The 21346-nt window shown below is 73.1% G+C and carries 15 protein-coding genes; 8 read left to right on the plus strand and 7 right to left on the minus strand.

Features of this window, described 5'->3' with window-relative positions:
* Positions 1–10 precede the first annotated feature (10 nt).
* A complete protein-coding gene (locus ACK1X7_RS04440; RefSeq protein ID WP_385152407.1) occupies positions 11–898 on the minus strand; it encodes an MHYT domain-containing protein in 888 nt (295 codons plus the stop codon).
* A 330-nt stretch (positions 899–1228) separates the two neighbouring features.
* Between ACK1X7_RS04440 and ACK1X7_RS04445 the strand changes: the two genes are divergently transcribed.
* The 3 genes from ACK1X7_RS04445 to ACK1X7_RS04455 are packed head-to-tail and all read left to right on the plus strand — an operon-like array spanning position 1229 to position 6311.
* Positions 1229–4981 (plus strand): CHAT domain-containing protein, encoded by a 3753-nt coding sequence (locus ACK1X7_RS04445; RefSeq protein WP_413114657.1) that lies wholly within the window; start codon positions 1229–1231, stop codon positions 4979–4981.
* Positions 4978–5658, plus strand: a complete 681-nt coding sequence (locus ACK1X7_RS04450; protein ID WP_385152413.1) for a hypothetical protein — start codon at positions 4978–4980, stop codon at positions 5656–5658. Before ACK1X7_RS04445 ends, ACK1X7_RS04450 begins: the two co-directional genes overlap by 4 nt.
* Before the next feature lie 26 nt (positions 5659–5684).
* Entirely contained in the window at positions 5685–6311 is a 627-nt protein-coding gene (locus tag ACK1X7_RS04455) for an RES family NAD+ phosphorylase (RefSeq protein ID WP_382947832.1), read from the plus strand.
* Positions 6312–6363: 52 nt separating this feature from the next.
* On the opposite strand, the gene ACK1X7_RS04460 is transcribed toward ACK1X7_RS04455, so the two are convergent.
* Genes ACK1X7_RS04460 through ACK1X7_RS04475 form a run of 4 tightly spaced genes read right to left on the minus strand, consistent with a single transcriptional unit; the run spans position 6364 to position 13305 of the window.
* Positions 6364–6912 carry an FHA domain-containing protein gene (locus tag ACK1X7_RS04460; RefSeq protein WP_385152419.1) on the minus strand — a complete coding sequence of 183 codons (549 nt, stop codon included), beginning with the start codon at positions 6910–6912 and terminating at the stop codon, positions 6364–6366.
* 32 nt (positions 6913–6944) lie between these two features.
* A complete protein-coding gene (locus ACK1X7_RS04465; protein WP_413114658.1) occupies positions 6945–9014 on the minus strand; it encodes an AAA family ATPase in 2070 nt (689 codons plus the stop codon).
* On the minus strand, positions 9011–10669 hold the full coding sequence (locus ACK1X7_RS04470) for a hypothetical protein (protein WP_390795679.1): 1659 nt from the start codon (positions 10667–10669) through the stop codon (positions 9011–9013). The genes ACK1X7_RS04465 and ACK1X7_RS04470 overlap by 4 nt, the downstream gene beginning before the upstream one ends.
* A complete protein-coding gene (locus tag ACK1X7_RS04475; protein WP_398161056.1) occupies positions 10666–13305 on the minus strand; it encodes a protein kinase domain-containing protein in 2640 nt (879 codons plus the stop codon). The genes ACK1X7_RS04470 and ACK1X7_RS04475 overlap by 4 nt, the downstream gene beginning before the upstream one ends.
* 222 nt (positions 13306–13527) lie before the next feature.
* Between ACK1X7_RS04475 and ACK1X7_RS04480 the strand changes: the two genes are divergently transcribed.
* On the plus strand, positions 13528–14703 hold the full coding sequence (locus ACK1X7_RS04480) for an Appr-1-p processing protein (RefSeq protein WP_390795677.1): 1176 nt from the start codon (positions 13528–13530) through the stop codon (positions 14701–14703).
* Between the two features lie 184 nt (positions 14704–14887).
* On the opposite strand, the gene ACK1X7_RS04485 is transcribed toward ACK1X7_RS04480, so the two are convergent.
* Entirely contained in the window at positions 14888–15595 is a 708-nt protein-coding gene (locus tag ACK1X7_RS04485; protein ID WP_385152435.1) for a 4Fe-4S single cluster domain-containing protein, read from the minus strand.
* 322 nt (positions 15596–15917) lie between these two features.
* Here ACK1X7_RS04485 and ACK1X7_RS04490 point away from each other — a divergent pair, with 322 nt between their 5' ends.
* The 4 genes from ACK1X7_RS04490 to ACK1X7_RS04505 are packed head-to-tail and all read left to right on the plus strand — an operon-like array spanning position 15918 to position 20343.
* Entirely contained in the window at positions 15918–16601 is a 684-nt protein-coding gene (locus tag ACK1X7_RS04490; protein WP_390795675.1) for a hypothetical protein, read from the plus strand.
* Positions 16598–17380, plus strand: a complete 783-nt coding sequence (locus tag ACK1X7_RS04495) for a hypothetical protein (protein ID WP_413114659.1) — start codon at positions 16598–16600, stop codon at positions 17378–17380. The genes ACK1X7_RS04490 and ACK1X7_RS04495 overlap by 4 nt, the downstream gene beginning before the upstream one ends.
* Positions 17355–18881, plus strand: coding sequence for a hypothetical protein (locus ACK1X7_RS04500; protein ID WP_390795673.1), 1527 nt, complete (start codon positions 17355–17357; stop codon positions 18879–18881). Before ACK1X7_RS04495 ends, ACK1X7_RS04500 begins: the two co-directional genes overlap by 26 nt.
* Before the next feature lie 46 nt (positions 18882–18927).
* Complete coding sequence (locus ACK1X7_RS04505) at positions 18928–20343, plus strand: hypothetical protein (RefSeq protein WP_385156528.1); 1416 nt, start codon at positions 18928–18930, stop codon at positions 20341–20343.
* 80 nt (positions 20344–20423) lie between these two features.
* On the opposite strand, the gene ACK1X7_RS04510 is transcribed toward ACK1X7_RS04505, so the two are convergent.
* Positions 20424–21248: a MerR family transcriptional regulator gene (locus ACK1X7_RS04510; RefSeq protein ID WP_385156525.1), complete on the minus strand. Its 825-nt coding sequence runs from the start codon at positions 21246–21248 to the stop codon at positions 20424–20426.
* Between the last annotated feature and the right edge of the window lie 98 nt (positions 21249–21346).

The following is a 21346-nucleotide window of genomic DNA, read 5'->3' on the forward strand; positions in this document are numbered from 1 at the left end:
GGCCACGGCGTCACCAACCGCCGTACTCCTGACCGCTGTGGGGCGGGGCCGGGCGGCTCGCCGGGGCCTGAATGTGGTCCTCCGGCGGCCGGGCCGGCCAGACCGGCCGAGGTGGCGGCGGGGGCAGGCGCGAGCTGTCCGACTTCTTCTCGTTCCACTCCCCCTCGCCCAGGACCAGCAGCGGATCGAACATGATGATGGTCCCCGCGATCACCAGAAAGACCACCGGGCCGATCAGCATGGGGAGGATCAGCGAAGCCGGTGCGTTACCGCCCACGGAGGCGCCGAGCACATCGTCGAGCCGCACACTGACCGCGGCCATGCCCGTGTAGTGCATCCCGGTCACCGCCACCCCCATCACCATGCTCGATCCCAGGCTGGCGCGGAAACCATGGATGGTCACGGCGGCCCAGAGGGCGGCGGTCGCGGCCACGACCGCGATCAGAACGGAGAGCAGGACGGTCGGCACGGAGTACTCCAGATGCCCCTGCATGCGCATCGCGGACATACCGATGTAGTGCATGCCCGCGACACCGAGTCCGGTGAACACACCGGCCGAGAACAGCGCCCCTGGGGAAACGCCCCGGTAGCCGACCATGAAGACGCCGATGCCGACGACGACGATCGCCACCAGAAGGCTGAGCAGAGTGATCGGTATGTCGAAGCCGACCGGGGTCTCCTTCACATGGAACCCCATCATGGCGATGAAGTGCATCGTCCAGATGCCCGAGCCGATCGACGCGGAGCCGAGCGCGAGCCAGCCCGGCTTCCAGGAACGCTGAGTACGTACCGAACGGGCGGTGCAGCGTAAGCCGAGGGCTCCCCCGAGACAGGCCATGAGGTAGGCCGCCAGCGGGGTGGTGGCCCCGTAGTTGAACCCGTCGATCGTCCCGTACATGTACGTTCCGCCCTTCTCGCCGCGGGAATTCTGTGCAGAAACGTTGAGTCACCGGCGAGAGTAGGGCGCGCGCAAGCACGCCACCCACACATTTGGTCACGCATCGATAAAGGTGCCTCACCGGGCGTGACAGCATGTCGCATCATTCACCCCATGTCCGTTTTCGCCTTGGCCACGGGGCGGGAGTTCCCGCGCGACCCCGAACACGCGTATCCGACTGGGCGATTCGCGGACGTCTTCCGGGCGGTTTCCGGGAAGAGCGATCAAAGGGCTCCTGTGCTCGCGCGGACGGGCGGATGATGAGTGGGGCATGACGAAGGGGGACGTTTCATGCACAGCAGGGATCTCGCGGCATTACGCGACCGAGCCGAACGAGCCGCGGCGGACGCGCTGGCGTGGATCGTCCCGCCCCCGCCCCCGCCGGGCGGTCCGGCGGCCGAGGGCTCGTCCGACGGCCCGGCGGCCAAGGACCGGTCCGACGGCGATCAGTCGCCCGCCGACGCCGACCCCGCGTCGCTCGACCGCTTCATCGCCGAACTGGACGAGCTGGAGGCCGCGTTGGCGGCGGCCGTGCCGGACGGGGACGCGCTGCTGTGCACCGTGCGCGCCCGGCTCGGCGGCCTGTACGCCGAGCGCTACCGGCGCAACCCCACGGTCGACAACCGGAGCCGGGGCCTGCGAGTACTGAGGGCGGCGCGCGCCCCTGGGACGCTCGACCCAGCGGACGAGCGGGCCTCCGCCCTCCATCTGGTGCGGTTGCTGCTGACGCCCGGCATGATGGCCGGATGGGACGGCACGCTGTCCCGCCTCCTCGAATCCTTCGACGTGGGCCGCCAGGTGGTCGTGGGCGAGTCCGAACTCACCGCCGATCTGGCCGAGTTGCGCGGGCTGCTGACCGACCTGGTGCCGACCCTGCCCGAGGGCATGGCCGAACCCCTGTCGTGGGCGGCCGAGGCCCTGGAGCGGGTGCCCGCCGCCGCCCGCTCCGGGGACTTCGAGCAGATGGCCGACCTGGCCACGCAGTTGGCGGAGCGGATGCCGGACCGCGACTCCCCGCTGATACGGGCCCTGAGCGGGCTGGTCACCGAGTTCGCCGCGGCCGGGGCGGGCGGAGGCGATGAGACCGAGCGGCTGGAGGAGCTCACCGCGGAGGAGACCGCCCTCACCTTCGCTCAGGCCGCCCTCATGCTGGAGCTCGAAGTGCCCGGCACCGTCCGGGCCGAGGATCTGGAGGCCCTGGTCGATGAGGTGAGCAAGGGGCCGGCCGGTGAGGAGGCGGAGACCGCGATGCGCGCGGCGATGAGCCGCATGGCACACGGCGTGCGCACGGGTGACGCCGACCGGCTGGCCGAGGCGGCCGAGCTGATCGGCACCGCCGCCGGTACCGGATCCGGACGGGTGGACTGGATGGCCGGGGTCATCTCGCCCGGACTGCTCACCGCGGCCAACATCCTGGGCGGCAACCTCACCGACCGCGACCAGGCGCGTGCCCGCCTCGACGCGCTCTTCGGCCCCGCCTCCGCGGTGTTCGACTCCGCACACGCGACCGGGCCCGGCGCGGAGGGGCTACGGCTGTGCTCCCGGAGCATGCACCTCCAGTTGCGCCTCGACGAAGCGCTGGACGAGCGGGACGCCGAAACGCTGGAGGGTCTGCTGGACGAGCTGCTCGACCTGTTGGAGGAGACCGGCGAGAGCAGCGAATGGCAATTCCTGGTGCTCTTCCTGCTCGGTCAGGCCCAGTTGTGCCTGGCCACGCTGGACGGCGGGATCCCCGCGCTGCGGGCGGGCGTGGCCTACTTCGAGGAGGCGGCGAACCACCCGAGGCTCCCGGCCTTCGCGCAGCCCCTCATGGACGCGCAATGCGCGCCACTGCTGGCCCTCGTCTCCATGATCGAACCGGATCCCGTACGGGTCTCCGAGGCCGTGTCCAGGGCCCGCCGGGCCCTGGACGGCCCCGCCTCGACCCCCGACCAGCGAGTGTGGATCCGGCAGGGCATCGGGATGGCGCTGCTCACCATCCACAGGTCGACCGGCGAGCGCTCCGCCCTGGAGGAGGCGGTCGGGGAGCTGGAGCAGGCCAGGCGGGAACTGACCGAGCGCACCAGCCCGGCCATCCGGCAGAAGCTGCTGTGGGAGCTGGCCGAGGCGTACCGGCTCCGCGACGACCGGGAGCGCGATGACACGGGGGCGGCCGTCGCCACCGCCCATGCCTCGCTGTGGGTGCTGGCCGAGGACGTACTGCTGCAACTGGGCGCCGAGCACGGCCTGGAGGTGGCCAGGGCGGGGGCCAGCCGTGGGCTGCTCGCCGCCCACTGGGCCGCCGTGGACGGCCGGATCGAGGAGGCCGTGGCGTCGCTGGAGAACGGACGTGGCCTGGTGCTGCGGGCCGCGGCCGCGGCCGCCGGGGTCCCCGAGCAACTGGCCGCCCGGGGCGAGGCGGAGCTGGCCGAGCAGTGGCGGACCGCCGTACGGGACCTCCCGCCCCGGACCGCGCCGACCGGCGGCGGAGTCGCGCCCGGCGTCGGTGGCGGAGTCGCGCCCGGCATCGGCGGCGGAGTGGCGCCGGGCATCGGCGGCGGAGTGGCGCCGGGCATCGGCGGCGGTACCCCGGACGAGGTCCGGAGCGCGCTCGCGCGGGTCATGTCGGCCGGGGCCGCCCCCGGCGTCGAGATCCCCAGCAGGCTGCGCCGCCGCGCGCTGGACGTGCTGCGGCGGGACAGCGGCGAGGCGCCGCTGCGCGGGCTGCTCGGCGCCCCCGGCATCGGGGAGTTGCGGGAGGGGCTGTGCGCCACCGGCACCGACGCCCTGGTGTATCTGGTGCCCGGGCGGGACACCGCCGACGGCGTGGCCGTCCTGGTGCGGAGCGCCGGTGAGCCGACGGCGCTGGCGCTGCCGGGGCTCGGCGCGTCCGGCCGGGAGCCGCTGGAGTGCTATCTGGACGCGGGCGCCCGGCGGTCCGCCGTGTCCGGGGACGGCATGGACGCGTACGCCGAGGCGCATCGGCGCTGGGAGGCGGCGCTTGAGGGGCTGTGCGACTGGGCGGGCCCGGCCGTCCTCGCCCCCGTACTGGACGCGCTGGAGGACGCCCGGGCGGAGGGGCATGGGGAACACGCCACGCAGCCGGTCCGGCTGGTCCTCGTGCCGTGCGGCAACCTCGGTGCCGTTCCCTGGCACGCCGCCCGCCTCCCCGGGCCACGGACCGGTGCGCGGCGTCCGTACAGCTACGCCTGCGAAGACGCGGTCGTCTCGTACGCCGCGTCCGGCGGTGAGTTCCTGCGGGCCGCCCGGCGCGGCCGGGTGCCCGCGAGCGAGCGCGCGGTGCTGGTGGCCGACCCGAGCGGGGATCTGACGTGGGCGCAGGACGAGGTGTCGGCCCTTCGCACCGCGTACTACAGCACGGCCCTGCTCTACGGCTGGCACGAGGACGCGCCCGAGAACGCGCTGGGCACCCCCGAGGATGTGCTCTCCCACCTCCCCGGAGGCCCGGCCGAGCCCGCCGCCTCGCTGCTGCATCTGGTGGTGCACGGCCTGGCCGGGCTGCGGCCCACCGACTCGGCCCTCCATCTGGCCGGTCCGGACCCCGAAGACGCCCCGCAGCCCGAGGACGCCCAGGACCCCGCGGACATCGCGGCCCCGGGCAGGCTGACGGTGACCCGCATTCTCGACGTGCCCGCCGGCGAACGGGCCGCCACCGGGCCGCTGATCGTGCTCAGCGCCTGCGAGACGGACCTCAGCAGCCGCGACCACGACGAGGCGCTGACCCCGACCACCGCACTGCTGGCGCGTGGCGCCACGGATGTGGTCGGCTCGCGGTGGAAGGTCTCGGACAGCGCGTCCGCCGCGCTGATGGTGGTCTTCCACCACCATCTGACCGTCGCCGGACTGGCCCCGCCGGACGCCCTGCGCGCCGCCCAACTGTGGATGCTCGACCACGACCGCCATCCCGTCCCCGGGCTGACCGGCCTTCTGCTGGCCGAGACGCAGAGCGATACGGGGAGCCTGGCCCGGATCGTCTCCTGGGCCGGATTCATCCACCAGGGCAATCCCGCTCCCCACGCATCCGCGGAAGGACGACAGCCATGACCACCGACGATCTCCTGGAGCTGCTGCGCCGGCATCTGCCGGAGATCCGCGCCTCGCTGACCGCCGCGCAGTTCAGCGGGTTCCAGGACAGCGTGCTGCGGCTGCGGGCCGCCGGAGACGACGCCAGGGCCGTGCGCGCCGCGCTGCGGGAGGTGCGACTGGCGCTGCGGCCCCTCCCCCGCGAGAACGAACTGCGCGGAAAGCTGGACCAGTTCCGGGGCGCCGCTCCCTCCGCGGTCCTGCCGGACGCCGACCGGCTGGCCGAGCTGATCCGGCTGCTGGAGTCCGTGGACTGGCCGGCGCTGGACCCCGCGAGCGCCGAGATCGCCCGGGCCGTACGGGACCGGCTGCTGACCGCCCCCGCGCGCGGGCCGGAGCGGCTCACCGGCGCCGCCGCCGAGAATCCCGCCGGGGCCGGGCTCATCCGCCTCTCCGACCCGGAGCGCGGCGATCGCTACCCGGACTTCCAGTTCGACCCGGACACCGGTGAGCCACGGCCGGTGGTGCAGCGGATCAACAGAATGCTGCTGTCCGACCAGGACCCCTGGGGCGCCGCGGACTGGTGGCTCGGCGGCAACACCTGGCTGCGCGACGCACCGGCCGCCCTGGTGGGGCAGGTGCCGGACGCACGGCTGACCGAAGCCGCCGCCGCGCTGTTGGGAGACGGCGGATGGTGAGGCAGGCGCCCCCCGAGGGCGCGCGCATGAGCCCGAACCTGTTCACCCTGAGCGCGGGCACCGAGCTGTGGAGGTGCCATGAAACCGCCTACGCCTGCACCGAGTTCAACCCGAAGCCCGCGCACTCCTTCTTCGGTGGCAACCGTTTCGACGCCACCGCCGAGGACCGGTATCCCTATCTGTACGCCGCCGTGGAACCGGCCACCACCCTCGCCGAAGTGATGCTGCGGGACATGGAGTTCACCGGGCCGGAGGCGCGGCGTCAGGTGCCGTGGGCGCTGGCGGCCACCCGCTCGCTGTCCAAGGTGCGGGTGACCGAGGATCTGGTCCTGGTGCGGCTGGTCCGGGAGGAGGATCTGGCCGCGGTGTTCCAGACCTCCTGGCTGCTGGAGACCGACGAGTACGCGCAGACCCGCGCCTGGGCGCGGGAGATCCGGCGCCAGGTGCCGGACGCCCAGGGGCTGGTGTGGCAGTCGCGGCGGCACCGCCCGCACCCCGCCATGGTGCTGTTCGGCGACCGCTGCGGGGAGGAGCCGCTGAAGGCGGTGCCCGGCCAGGCCCACAACCTGGGCACGTTCGAGGGGGCGGGCGAGGCCAACCGGCTGCTGGCGCCGCTGCGGGCGGTCGTCATTCCGCCCGGTGCGCGGGCATGAGCACGCGGGGCGGCCCGGGGGTCGCCGCCCCGCGACACCACCCGGCACCGGCTCAGTCGGTGCCGGGCCCCGGTCCGTACAGCCGTACGGCGAAGCCGACCCGCTGGCCGAGCCGGAGCTGGTCGCCGTCGCGGACGGGGGTGCGCACGCCGGGCGCGATCCGGGCGCCGTTGAGATACGTGCCATTGCGGGAGCCCTCGGCGGGCTCCTCGACCCAGGCGCTTCCGTCCGGCTCCACGGTGAGCGACGCATGACGCCGGGAGACCTTGTTCCAGCCCGCGAACGCGGCGGCGGTCCGCGGCGCCCAGTCCGGGTGGCGGCCGATGTGCAGCGGAGGGCCCGGGCCGTGCCGGAGCTCCAGACAGGGCTCGGCGCAGACCAGCAGCACATGGGTGCGCGTACGGTCGCAGGACGCGCAGCGGGCGTCCCGGGGGGCCACCGGCGCACGGCAGTTCCAGCAGGGCGCGGACACCTCGACACCGGCCGGGCCCGGCGCGGGCCGGGGTGCGGGCTCCGCCGTCGGGCCGGGCTCCGGCGCCTCGCCCGGCGTCCGCGCCGTCTCCGCTTCTTCCGGTGCTTCCAGTTCCTCGCCGTCCGGCACACGAGCCCACCCCGGAGGAGTGGGCCTCTCGCTCATCGGCCGTCCCCGGGACCGGGATCCGCGTTCCCCGTGTGCACGACCCGCAGGTCCAGGGCCACCGTTCCGTCCCCGGCGGGCCGCACACCGGTGACGGTGACCGCCGTGCCCGCCAGCCGCTCCTGGTCGAACAGCGCCCGTGCCAGCGGGTTGATCAGATGCGTCTCCAGCAGCATGCCGATCCCCCGGCCGCCGTTGTCGACATCCGCCGTGCAGTAGGCGGACAGCGCCCGATGCGCCTCATCCGAGAGGCGCAGATGCACCCCCTGCTCCTCCCGCAGCACCCGCTGGATGTTGCCCACCTGCGAGTCGAAGATCTCGGCGGCCACCTTGGCGTCGATGTAGTCGAAGACCACCACATTGCCGCCGAGCCGGTTCATCAGCTCCGGGCGGCCGATCTCCTCGACGAAGTGTTCCTTCACATTGGCCAGGATGATCTCCTCGAGCTGGTGGTACGGCATCCCGGGCTCGGCCACCCGCCCCTCGTGTGCGCGTCCGCCCTCGCCGGGCCGTTTCCTGACCCCGAGGTTGGAGGTGAAGATCAGCACGCATTCGCTGAAGTACGTGGTGACGCCCTGCCCATCGGTGAGCCGGCCGTCCTCGAGCACCTGGAGGAACTTGTCGAGCACACCCTTGTCGGCCTTGTCGATCTCGTCGAACAGCACCACCCGGAACGGGTCGTTGCGCACCGCCGTGGTCAGCTCGCCACCGGCCTCGTAGCCCACATATCCCGGTGGTGCGCCGAGCAGCCGGTCCACCGAATGCGGTGCGGAGAACTCGCTCATATCGAAGCGCAGACAGGCGTCCTCGGTGCCGAACAGCAGCTTGGCCACCGACTTGGCCAGCTCGGTCTTGCCGGTGCCGGTCGGCCCGGCGAAGAACAGCACACCGCGCGGCCGGCTGCCGGGGTGGGACGCCTGGGCGCCGGACAGGCTGAGCGCGGCGCGCTTGAGGATGTCGAGGGTCTTGCCGACCGCCTTCTCCTGGCCCTTCACCCGCGCCCGCAGATCCGCCTCGCCCTTCTTGATCTGCCTGCGGATGTAGTCCGCCTGCCACGGGTTGTCCTTGACGCCGAGCTGGTAGACGCGGACCGCGTCCCGCATCTCGGCGAACGACAGTCCTCGGTCGAGCGCCATACGGGCGCTCTCCCGCATCGCGCGCAGGGTCAGCCCGGCGGTGGCCCGGGCGAAGGTGTCGATATCGTGCTCGTCCAGCGGCTGTCGCTTGGCGAGCCGGACCGGCCCGCCGTCCTCTTCGCCCTCGGACGCGGACGCGGCGGTGTGCTCCTCGGCCAGCAGCTCGGCCATGCGCCGCCTGCTGCCCAGGTCGGGCAGCGGGATGCCGATGGTACGGACCCGTTCGCTGCCCGCGACCAGCCAGGTGGGCAGATCGCGCTCCCCGTCGGCGAGCCAGATCACGGGGTTGAACAGCAACCGTCCGCTTCCCGGGGAGGAGATCGGCCGCGCGTCCTCGGCCAGCTTCAGACAGTTGAGGAAGAAGTCCCGCTCCGGATCGCTGAGCCGGGTGACATCGGTGGGGATCCGGGCGGCGTAGTCGATCAACAACGCCACCCGGTAGGGCTGTTGGCGCGGTGCCGGGTCCGTGCGAGGCCGGCCGTCCGGTGTCTTCTGCTGCCGCCCCCGCTGCTTCCAGCCGGTGACGATGTCGCGCAGCGTCCGCTCCGCGTCGGCCAGGTGGACGGGGGTGTCGGCGCGCCGGGCGCGCCCGGGCCTGGCGGCGTCCCGCCCGTGCAGCAGCTCGCGGACCTCCTGGGCCGCCGGGCCCACGACGACGGTGAAGCCGTCCGCGATGTCGAAGCGGATCAGGGCCTCGTACCCCTCCTGCCACAGGGCGTTCCACAGGACCTCGGTGAGGGTGTGGTGATCGTCGTAGGTCGTCTCGGGGCCGCCCTCGTCGGGGTCCTTGTCGTGGCGGACGAGGTGGATGTCCCGGATGCTGCCGTGCAGAACGTACTGGGACTGGACGCTGAGCGTGCCGACCAGCTCCTCGGCGAAGGCCGGGAGCCTGCGGTCGTCGCGGCCCGGGGACGTCACCGGCTCGGTCATGACTGCCTCTCCTGGTCACGGCGGCGGGCCTTGGGTCCGGGGCGGCGGTCGTCAGCGGGCCGGTCCGCCGTGCGCCGGACGGGCCGCGCGGGTGGCCTGCCGAAGTCGAACGGCACGCTGAGCCCGGCCCGTTCGGCCATCTCGCGCAGCTTCCCCAGATGCTCGGGGGCCTCACGGCACCGCTGCCGGTCGAGGTCCAGATCGTCGTCGGTCTCCTCGGCGGGGTCGCGCTCGCGGTGCATGGTGGCGACCCGGGCGGTGCCCCCGGCGTCCACGCTGACGCGGAGCCAGTGCTCCTCCCCCCAGCCCGGCGGGGTCCAGTCGATGATCTGCACCGCTCCGGAGGTGGTGCATCCGGCCGTCTCGGGACCCGACCGCCGGACCGCCGCGCGGATCACCTCCGTGGCGTACATCCGCTGATACGCGTCGACCCACTCGCCGACGCGGGCCGCGACGCGGACGCGCTCGGCCTCCGTCAATGTCCCGCCCTGGTACAGAAAGCGCTCCAGAACCGCGATCTCCGCCCCGGCGTCGGGCAGCGGAACGGGGGTGCCGAAGTGGCCGCCACCGGGTGTGCCGGGGTGGTCGTCGCGGAGGAAGGCGAGCTGCTGGGCGGCCCACTCCTCGGTCTCCTGCCGCCGCTCGGCGTCGCGGGTCATCCGCTCGGCGAACGCGGCGGCCTCCCGCAGATGGCGCTTGGCCGCGGTGGGCCGCCGGGCGGCGACCTCCGCGGCGACGGCGACCCGCTCCTCCACCAGCCGGTAGTCGGCCACCGACACATTCCGCGGAAGCCTGGCCAGCAGGTCCGCGCCCAGCCTCAGCACCTCCTCCTCGGTGGGGGCCACGGTGGCGGCGGGCGGCGGCTGCGGCAGCGAACCGCGCGCCTCGGTTTCGGTGCCGGCCTCCTCGTACGCCTCCAGCGCCTGGCGGCGGCGGGCGCGCAGGGTGGCGTGCCAGCCGGTGTCCTCGGGGTGCGCTCCGGCCACCGGGCGGGCGGCCGCCTCCATCGTGGCCCGTGCGTAGGCGGCCTCCGCATGGCGCAACCGGCGGTCGGTGTCGGCCAATTGCCGCCATGCCTCGTCCAGCTTCTTGCCCGTCAGGGCCAGCGGCGGTGGCAGGTCGGGCGGTTCCGGTGGTCCGTCGGGGCCGGCCCGCCGTATCCGCGCGCGCAGTGTGTCGATACGGGCGTTGGCCCGGACGGCGGCGAAGGCGGCGTCCCGCCAGCACGCGGCGGCCTGCCGGGCGTTCAACTGCTGTCGGCGCAGCTCGGCCTGGTCCTCGGCGGCGCGGATGGCGGCGGCCGCGAGCACCTGCGCCCCGGCCATGGTGGCGCGGCCGACGAGCAGCGCCCCGCTGAGCGAGCCGAGGCCGATCAGGGCGGGCACCATCAGGTCGTGCACCTGGTCCATGGCGGCGTTCAGCGCATGGCCGGTGGTGTGGTGCACGGCGTCGGCGAAGTGCTGCCCGGCCTGGGTGCCGAAGTGGTCCGACAGCCCGGTGCCCTGGACCGCTTGGTGCGGCACTCCGGTGTTCGGGATGGTGTTGGTGACGGTGTCGGGGACCGTGTGCTGGATGGTCTCAACGGTCGGCGGCGGGGGGAAGTACACATCCGGCATCACATCGCCGATGCTGGCGATCGCCTGTCCTGAACTCATATGAGCCTCCCTGGCGTCGGCGGGGCGGCCGCCCTCGGGTGGCCGGGGCGGTGCCGTTCGTCCCGGCCGCGCAGCTCCGCCACATAGCGGCGCCAGCACCGCAGTCGGTGCCAGGTCCACCAGATGAGGACGGCCACGGTGGCCAGCGGCCACACCCAGGGGGCGTATGCCACGGTGGCCCACAACAGGGCGATGACCGGGAGGATCAGCAGGCCCTGGACGGGGAAGCGGGAGCCGGGGCGGCGGATGAACCGGGCCACGGGCAGCGCACGGTCGATCAAGAGCCCGGCCAGGGACCGGTCCGGGTGGTAGCCGGGGCTGCCGATGCGGTACGCCGTCCACAGCTCCAGGGCCAGGACGGCGGCGGCCGCCGGGACGGCCAGCATCCACGCCGTCACCACCGCGCGCTGGGCGGGCCAGCCCACCAGATCGCCCAGGCCGATCACGAAGATCCACGGGAAGACGAAGGCGACGGCCCCGCCGAGGGCCCAGCCGAGGGTGGGCAGCATGTCCTGTCTGCGCACCCACAGCGTGGCCACGTCCAGATCGCGCTCCTGGCGGAGGAGGGCGCGCTCGCCGTCGAGCCGCCCCTGGGTCTCCGAGGACTCCTGCTCGGCGAATCCGGCCAGCCACTCGGCCAGTTGCAGCCGCACCAGATCGTCGGGGTCGCGCAGCAGCCGCCCGTACCAGGCCACCGGCTGCGGCAGCGCGGCCTGGATGCCGGCGGTCCGCTCCTGGAGCCTGCGCCGGTGCGCGGCGGGGGCGGCGGCGAGCGACAGGAGGGCGGCGAGCCGGGAGCGGTCGAGCCGGGTGGCGGCGCGCACCTCGGCGCGGTGGTCGCGCAGCCGGGGCGACTCGTGGAGCACCTCGTCGACGGTGTGCTGCCAGCGGGAGCGGGCCGTCAGCCAGCGCTGCTGCACCTCGGCGAGCCCATCGCCGCCGGGCCGTGAGTCCAGCAGCGGCAGGATGGTGTGGTCCCGCAGATCCGCCACGACGGAGAGGGCGAACTCATCGCCGCGCCCGGCCTCCCGCAGCAGCTCCCCCAGCCCCGCGTGGTCCAGCGGCACCCCGCGGTAGGACGCGTCGAGGGTGGGGCCGAGCCAGGAGATCAGCCGCACCATGGTGACCGGCTTCGGCTCACGTGGCGGAGTCGCGGGGGGCTGCGGCTCCAGAAGGTCCAGCAGCGCCGCCAGTTCACCCGCGTCGCGGTCGGGGGCGCCCTCGAACTGCCGTAGCCAGCGGGTGAATTCGGCGCGGCCGCGCCGTCGGGAGAGGAGCTGCCGGGCGGGCCGCCAGTTCTCGCTGAACGCCCTGGCGAGCTGCTTCGGCCTGGTGTAACGCTCATCGAGGAAGGCGAACGGCTCGATGTCCGGGGCGTCATCCGGGTCCGAGGCGCCGGGGGCCGTACCCGCCTCCCAGGGGGCGATCGGCGGCGAGCCGCCCACTAGCCACTGCGCCACCTCGTCGGTTCCCCAGCGGTGGTCGGGGTCGCGGGTGAGCAGCCCCCTGCACAGCAGCCGCAGCCGGTGGTCGGTGACCAGGGACAGATCGGGGGCGCGGGAGCTGATCTCCTCGCGGACGAAGTCGTTGTCGGTGAACCGGACGGGGTGGCGCCCACCGGCCATCTCGGCGACGATCATGCCGAGCGACCACCAGTCGGCGGGCGGGTGGATCAACTGGTGGCGCAGCGACGCCTGCGGGGACATGTAGAGGGCGGTGCCGACCCAGCGCTCGTCGCGGGTGTAGCGCTCGGCGGGTTCGTGGGCGGAGACGGCGAAGTCGACGAGGACGAGGTCCGGGGCGGCCGGGTCGAGGCTGCCGAGCACGATGTTGGCCGGGCTGATGTCCCGGTGGACGATGTTCAGCTCATGCAGGGTGGTGAGGGCCTCGTGCAACTGCCGTACGACGCTGTGGATGAGCACGGGGTCGGCCGGACCGGGGTTGTCCCTCAGATATCCGGCCAGGTCGGTCTCGCCGTGGGAGGGCGCCAGATCGTACGGATGGCCGTCGGCCCCGGTGTCGCCGGTCTCGGTGAAGTGGGTGAGGTGCCGGCGCGGCCGGTCCCGCAGCAGCTCCCACACCCGGCGGTCCGGGGCGTGGCCGAGGTGGTACCACTTGAGGATGTGGCTGCCGCGCTCGTCCTCGACGCGGTAGACGGCCGCCTGGTGCGGATGGTCGGGGCGGCGCAGCACGGCCCTGAGGCGGAACCGGCCGCGCAGCGAGACCGGCAGCGCTCCGGTGTCCCCGCGCAGATCGCGACCCCCGTGCGCGACCTGCGCGGGCGCCGCCGAGGGGAACTCGTCCTCGGTGGGCCCGGCCATCGTGGCGGCTGCCGACGGGAGCGGCTCCTCGTGCTCGGTGAGCCCGGCCGCCGAGGCGTCGCCCGATGGGGGCGGCTCCTCGTGTTCCGTGAGCCCGGCCGTCGTGGCCGCCGCCGACGGAGGTGGCTCCTCGTATTCGGTGGGCGGCGGCCCGGCGTCGTGCGCGCGCTGCTCTTCGGGCTCCCCTTGGTCCCGCTGGTATCCGTGGTCCTGGTGGGCCGCGTATTGCCCGTCGTCCCGGTTAGCCCCATAAGCCCCGTAGTCCTCGTCGTCCTCGGATTCCGTGGGGGGCGGTTGCTCGTGCGGATGGGTCACAAAGGTCACCTCGTGAACGGGTGGGCGGTCTCGGATTCATTGGCGGCGACAGCGGCGGCCGGTGACCGCCTGCCGTGGATCAAGAAAGCGGAACCTTGAAAATCGGAAATCTGTTCCAGCACGGCGTGAATTACCGGCGGCACAAAGCCCGGCACGGCAGGCATGGCACAGCCACCGAGAGAACGATTTCCTCTTTCCCGGCCGGTCGCTAGCCTGGTGACCATGAGTCAGGAGCCATTTGCGTCAAATTCGCCCACATACGATCAACTCCTGGAAGAACTGAAAGGCATACGCAGACCCGGACTGCCGGATCTGCGCAGGACCGATCGGCCGGCGCTGCGCGCCGCGGCCGTGGCGGGCGGCTTCTGCGACGGCTCCGACGACGCCCCGGCCGGTATCGAGGCGCTGCTCAGGGAGGCGGTACGGCGGCTCGGCGAGCGGGATCTGCTCGGCCAGGCCGCGGCCCACACCTTCGGGCTGCTCCCCGACCGCCGGGGCGCACCCGCCCATGACCGCCGTAAGATGGCCGCCGCCGTGTACGGAGTCACCCCCGAGCGGTTCCGCAAGCAGCAGGAACCGCAGGTCGTCCAGCAGCTCGCCGAGGCCGTGCTGACCATCCTGCGGGAGCCGCCGCCCTTCCCCGGGAAACCGGGCTCGGCGGGACAGGCCCCCGGCCCGAGCGCCGGGCCACAGACCTCCGGCGGACCGAGCGCGACCGGGCAGAGCACCATCGCGCGAAGCGGCCGGACCGGCCGGACCGGCCAGGAGCCTCCGCTGCGGGTCGACAGCGTGCCGGTGGACGCGCGGAGCACCTTCACGCTGCATGTCTCGCCCATCGAACTGCTGCGGGACATCGAGGTGCTGGTCTCCTCGGAGAACGTCTACCTGGAGATGTCCAAGACCTTCCGCCCCACCGTCTCCGGCGCGCTGCGCCTGGCCGCCGCCGTACGCGACCCCGCCGGGGAGATCGTCGACGATGTGCTGGCCCGTGAACTGGCCGGCTGGCTGCGCGCCCACGGCCGCCCGGGGCTGCCGATCCGGCCGGGCACGGTGGTGCCCACCGCGCCGGGAGCGCTCGCCGCGCGCGGCGTCCGGCGGATCTACCACGCCGCTGTCGCCACCCCGCGCGACGATACGTACGAGGTCCGCCCCGAGAGCATCGCCCGCGCGGTCGGCGCGTGCTTCGCGCTCGCCCGGGCGGAGCGCGACCGGTACGAGCCCGCCCTGTCCTCCATCTGCTTTCCGCTGCTCGGCGCGGGCCGGGGCGGTCTGGCACCGGCGGTCAGCGCGACCTGGCTGCGCTGGGCCATCCGCGACGAACTCGCCCGGGACTCCCGCTGGCGGGTGCACCTCGTGGTCCGCAGCCGGGAGATAGCCGAGGCCGTCGGGGCGCTGTGACCACCGCCGCCCGAGACCATCCGCGCACTGTGGCCACCGCCGCCCAAGACCATCCGCGCGCCGTGGCCACCGCCGCCCGAGACCGTCGGCCCTCGGTGACCACCACCGCCCGAGGCCGCGGGCCGTCTGTGACCACGCCCGCCGGGGCCGCCGCGCGCCGGGCCGTCCGGGCGGGCGCGCCCGCTCAGGGGCGCCAGCTCGCATCGGTGAGGGCGATCCCCGCCCGCCGCAACCGACGCTCCAGCGCGGCCAGTTCGCCCCGCCCCGGCACTCCGTAGAGCCGCACATCGCCCTCCCCCTCGACCATTTGCAGACGCGGCCCGCTCTCCGTCCGGGCCAGATGTTCCTGATAGCGCGCCCACCCCCGCGCCGTACGCGGCCACATGCGCTGGTTCGCCGAGCCGCGCCACACCAGGGCGGTGGGCTCGGCCGCCCGGAAGCGCCCGGTGACCAGCACATCGGCGTGGCGGACAGCGGCGGAGCGCGCCGCGTCGCGCCCCACTTCCTCCTGCTCGTATCCCGTGTAGAGGAGGATGTCGATCTCGCGGCCCGCCGCCGGGCCACCCGGTGCCGTCGCCTCCGCCCGGGCCCGCACCGCCCCGGCCAGCAGGGACTCAAGAGCGGCGGGCTGGTCGAGCGGCTCGCCGCCGCTGACCGTCAGCCCGTCGGCGCCCCGTGCCAACGCCTCGCGCCACAGCCCGAGCAGGGACGGCACCGTACGGGAGGCACCGCCGAGCGGATCCCAGGTGTGCCGTGACATACAGCCGGCGCAGGCCAGCCCGCAGCCCTGGGTCCAGATACCCAGGCGCCGTCCCGGGCCCAGGGTCTCCACCGGGAAGTGGGTCTGACTGGTCCGGAGCGTGGGCTCCTCGCACTCTGGGACGTTCTCCACCGACCCGTCTCCTATTCCCCCGAGGCCGTCTTTCCGAGGTCCATGATCAAAAAGGTGTGACCCCGGAACCGTTCCAGTATGACCCGGCGTCAGGGATCGACGAGGGCGTTCTCCGGTCGACTTCCGGGCGTTTTCGGGAGCGGGCCCTATGGGGAGCATTCCCGGGTACGACCTCACCGATACGGTCTGAGAAGGAATCGAATCGACAACGTCATCGGCAACGACTGCGAGCCGTTTGCGGGAGAAAGCGGAATTCCACTGTCCGCAATGCGGCTGTCCGGTGCGGGAATTGCGCACCGGGGAAAACGGGGGATCCATTTCCATGATCACATCTGACAGTGTCAACGGGGTGGTGCGCCGGGGACGGCTCGGCAGTACCGCCCGCTTCGCGGCCCGTTGGCGGGGCAAGCGCGACGGCGCGCGCGGCGTCCCGCGCGTCCCGCTCCCGGAGCCGCCCGAGAAGCAGCGGGGCAAGATACCGCCGCCCATCGAGCCACCGGCTCCCGAGCTGCTCATCACCCCGTATGTGATGGAGGTGCGGACCGGCGTCCGCCGGGCCACCGAGCAGATGCGCTCCGCCCTCATCGGGCGGGAGCACGCCCTGCTCAGCCGGGTGCGCGCCGAGTCGGTGCGCGTCGTCACCCAGTACGACGTCCGCGAGGATCCCCGGCCCGCCGCGCTCGCGCGGTACGGCCACTGGGTGGGCCAGTGGCGCACCAGCGTGGACCGCTGCCGGTCGCAGGCCCAGGCCGTCGTCGACCAGGCCAATCAGCGGCTCGCCTGCTACTGGGACGCGGTGCGCGAGACCCACCCCCAGCTCTCCCGCCTCCCCCGGCGCCCGCCCGGGGACTGGCTGCCGGGCCGGGTGGAGCTGGACCGGTCCTGGCAGCAGCCCGACGTCTGGCTGCTGGCCGACGACGACAGCGCCCGCACGGCCACCTCCCGGGCGCTACAGATACTCGAACGGCAGAACACCGACCGCGTCGACGGGAGGACCGCGCGATGACCGTCCACAGTCCCGCTCCGGAGCACCCGGGCGCCCGGCGGCGCCGGAACCCGCGGCGCGCGCTGCCCGCCATGCTGGTGCTCGCCCTGGCGGCCGCCATCACGGCCTGCGGCTCCGACGAGCCGTCACACTACTCCCGGACGTGCGGCGTCGTGGTCGACGGCTCGGGCTCGGCCGCCGCCTCCCGGACCGGCTTCGACGCGGAGGCCAAGCTCAGGGCGACCCTCCAGAAATTCCTGTCGGACCACAAGTGCCGCAAGACGTCCTTCGCCCCCATCACCAAGGTTTCCGAGGCGTCCAAGTGCCAGGTCAGCCCGCTCGACCTGGATCCGGACAGCTCGAAGACCGCCGACCGTGAGCGGGCCCGCACCACCATGCGCGCGGTCGCCCTCTCCAACGCCCTGAAGCTGCTGCGCTGCGCCCAGAAGGAGGAGCCCGGCTCCGATGTGCTCGGGGGGCTGTCGCGCATCGCCCTGTCCAAGCCGTCCGGCGACGACGCGTCGTTCGACGTTCTCGTGGTGAGCGACTTCGACCAGGGCGACACCGACTTCCGGCTGGGGCGGCAGAACCTGTCCACCGCCGCGAGCCGCCGGACCGTCATCGACGGTTTCCTCAAGTCGCACGGCGCGCCGAAGCTGTCCGGCGCGGACATCTACCCGGTGGGCTACGGCATGAAGTACCACACCGACACCTCCCACTACGAGCAGTTCAACGCCTTCTGGACGGAGCTTCTGGAAGGGAGGGTGAAGGCACATGTCGACACCACCTACCGCCGGTGACGACCAGGCGCCGCGCCGGCTGAGGCTGCGCCGCCGCAGGGCCGACGCCGACCGCGGGCGCCGGGGAGGGCGGGCGGCCGCACGGCGGTTCCCCGACGGCGCGCTGCCCCAGCCCGACCCCGTCGCATCGGATCTCATCCGGGCCGGGGACAGCGCCTGGCTGCTGGACCGGGCGCGCAAGCAGGGCGCCTCGGCGGCCGGCCGGAAGGTCTTCGACCCCTGGGTCCTGGCCACCTCCGACCGGGTGCCCTACTTCGCCGAGCTGGCCAGCCTGCGCGACCGGGTCAGGCACCGGCTCGCCGAGGAGCAGGCGCGGGCCGAGGAGGACGGCGCGCTGGAGGCGAGCCGGGTCAGGGCGGCCGCCACCGCCGCCGGTGAGCGGCTGGAGCGGGCGGGCCGCCGGCGGGCCGTCCTGGAGCAGCAGCAGATGGTCACCACCGCACAGTTGGACCGGCTGGCGCGGCGGGCCGACCGGTGGCAGACCTTCCGCGACACCGTACGGGGCGGTTTCGAGCGCCGGTGGCTGCGCGCCCGTATGCCCGCCGGCTGGAACGACGGCGCCGACCCCGGACGGCCGGGCGCCACGCGGCGCGAGGACGAGCCGGAGACCGCCGGTGGCCACGCCGGCTGGCAGGCGGTGTCCGAGCACGATCCGGTGGCGGAGGCCGACGCGGCCGACCGGGCACTGTCCACCAGGGCGGCGTGGGAGGGCGCCGCGGCGCGACCGGGTATGCCGCGCTGGATGAAGCTCGGGGTGCTGGCCGCGCTGATCGTGGTGGAACTGCCCGTCTACTACTCGGTGTTCGAGAATCTGCACGGTGTCGGGCGCTTCGCCGATCTGCTCTCCTACAGCCTCATGGTGGCCGTGGCGGTGGCGATGATCCTCGCCCCGCATATCGCGGGCTGGATACTGCGGCGGCGCTCCGCCACCGGTGCGGTCCGGCTGTCGGCCGTGCCCGCCCTGGCCCTGCTGGGCGTGTGGGCGTACGGCGCCTGGGCGCTGGGCGATCTGCGGGCCAAGGTGGCGTTCCGGGAGGAGCCTCCGCTGGATCTGCCGCCCGATGTGGCCGCGGACGTGGGGGACAGCGTGCGCAATCCGCCGAGCCTCATCGAGTCGCTGCATCTGGACCCGCAGAGCGTGACCTGGATGTTCGTCGCGCTGCTGCTGCTCTCCGGCGGTATCGCCTTCCTGATCGGGCTGGGCGAGGAGCACCCGTATCTCGCGGCGTACCGGACCACGGCCGAGCGGCTGCGGGAGCTGGAGCAGGAGATCGAGACGGATCTGGCCGGCTCCGAGCGCGCCAAGGAGGCCGAGGCCACCATGGGCGCCCGCGGGGGCGCCCGCCGCGCGGCCCATGAGGCGCGGCTGTACGCGGTCGACGACCTGTACGAAGCCGCCGCGCACGCCTATCTGGACGGGGTGGCCATGGAGTCCGGTGATCCGGCGGTGACCGAGGCCGCCATGCGGCTGTCCCGGCAGTGGCCGCTGCTGCCGCACTGAGCGCGTGCGGCACACCGAAGGCAGAGGGAAACCCACGGGGGTGGCGATGGATCCAACAGCACCGGCGCAGTACATACTCATCACGCAGTGTCTACAGAACGACTTCTTCCTCAACCTGGACTGCCAGTTGTCCCTGCCGGACAGCGCGGTCTCCAAGCTGCTGCTGGACAGCGAGAGCGGTGCTGCCCTCCGCACGGAGGGCCACCGCAGGGTCCTGTCCGAGGCGGAGCTGCACCGTTCGCCGCTGGCCCGTTTCCTGGACGCCACCGTCGGCTCCCGGACGCGCGGACACGGGGACGGGACCCTGCATCTGATCAACATCCGTGACTGGCATGTCCCGGGAGAGGCGTACGACCTGGAGCGCAGGCAGTACGGGGCACACTGCGAGGCCGGCACCTGGGGAGCGGCGTACGTCGACGGGCTCACGGATCTGCTGGCCCCGGATCGGTGCGCACCGGCGGACAGCGAGGGCGGCTGGGGCGGGAGACTCCGCGTCCACCATGTGCGGTCCAACACCCTCTTCGACTTCCAGCACAGCTCCGGCGGACGTCCCGACCTCGGCGAACCGGCGCCGCTGACGACGCTGCTGGACGGTCTGCTGGGCGACGGACGTCAGGAGACGGCACATGTCGTGGTGATCGGTGTCCTCACCGACATCAAGGTCCAGTTGCTGCTGACCGGTATCCGCTCCCGCTATGACGTGCGGCAGCTCGTGGTCTCCGACGCGCTCACCGCCAGCAGGACGCTGGAGCGCCATCTGACGGCGCTGGACTTCTGTCAGCGCGTGCTGCGCACCGAGGTGATGACCGGTCTGGCGGAGCTGGCCCGCTTCCTGGGCTCCCGGCCGGACGACGACCGGCGGCTGTCCCGTGGCGGGGACGCGGAGTTCGCGGGCTACTCCTCGTACATCCAGGACAAGCAGGGCATCCTGTCGTACGAGGACGCCCGGTTGCGGGACTACCGCATCCAGACCTCCGAACGCCTGCGGCGGGCGCAGCACACGGTCGGCTTCGCCAGCAAGTTCCTGCTGGGGCTGGGCACCTGTCTGCTGCTCACCGCGCTGGTGCTCTCGCTCGTCGGTGCCTTCCTCCCGGGCCGTATCGAGTGGCAGAGCCCCGCCGTGCTCGGCGCACTCGGTGTGGGGCAGATCGTCACGCTGTTCTTCACCCGGCCGGTCAGATCCGTGCAGGACGCGCTGGCGGAGGAGACCACCTACCGGATGATCCTGGAGAGCCGCAGTCTGAAGATGGCGCTGGCCCGGTTCCACATCACCACGGCGACCTCGCTCCGGCGGCATGAGGATGTCGACGGGCAATCCGACGCACTGGCACGGCAGTTGGAGATCCTGGAGAAGATCGACACAGCCGACTTCGAACAGCTCAAACAACTGGGGGTGACCCCGCGCGCCGAACCACCCGGGCCCGGCCGCTCCCGTAGGAGAAACCGCGTGCAGGCTCCCTGAGCGCCTGGTGCTACCCAAAGCGCACCAGGGATTGCCGCCTGCCGCGCGCGGGGCCCCGCCGTCCCGCTACGGCCCGGCCGTCAGACCTCGACCACCGGTGTCTGGAGTTCCGTGACCCACTCCTCGCGGTTCTCCGGGCACTCCAGGTTGACCTCCCGGGGATAGCCGGACGACCGGTAGCCGTTGCCGTCGATCCAATGGGCCAGGGCCTGGGACGTGGGCACCACGGCGTCCATCGGGCCGCGGTGGACGATGGTCGCGGCCCGGTCGACGGGCGGCAGATCGAGGATCCGGAGGTCCTCACCGTCCCGGAGCGGGGCGGTGACCTGGACGGCGGCGTGGACGGTGATGGCGCCGCCGCCTTCCGGGGCGTCCTCGTAGTACGCCACACCGGGGCCCGTCGGCGTGATACCCGCCGCGTCGAGGCGCCGGAACAGCTCGTCGTAGAGGGGTGCGATGACCGGGCCGATGTCCCGGGGGTCGAAGCCGGTGGCGGTCGCGGTGAGCTCCGCCACCCGCACTGCCGGGATCTCCTTGATGACGACGTCGTTCGTGGGCATGTGTCCTTCGCTTTCGATCGACCGGAGCCTCGCCTCGACCTGCACCAGCCGTGCCGCCACGGCGGCCACGGTGGCTTCCAGCTCGGCCCGCCGCAAGCGCAGCATGCCGCGCAGCTCCTCGGTGCCGACCTTCTCGTCCACGATGTCCCGCACCTGCTGGAGGGTGAAGCCGAGCTCTTTGAGCGCGATGACCCGGTTCAGGCGGCTGAGCTGGGCCGCGGAGTAGTAGCGGTAGCCGGTGGCGGGGTCGACATGGGCCGGGCGCAGCAGTCCGGTGGCGTCGTAGTGGCGCAGCATCCGGACCGATACGCGGCCGTGCCGGGCGAAGTCTCCGATGGTGAACATGATGTCTCCGAGTCCAGCGCCTCACACGGTGTGAGGGTCAACCCTCGCTTCAGGCACTACATTCAACAAGAGAGAATTCCCGGTCATCGCCCATGGAA

The organism is Streptomyces sp. CY-1, from assembly GCF_047218265.1.
Lineage (GTDB): Bacteria > Actinomycetota > Actinomycetes > Streptomycetales > Streptomycetaceae > Streptomyces > Streptomyces niphimycinicus.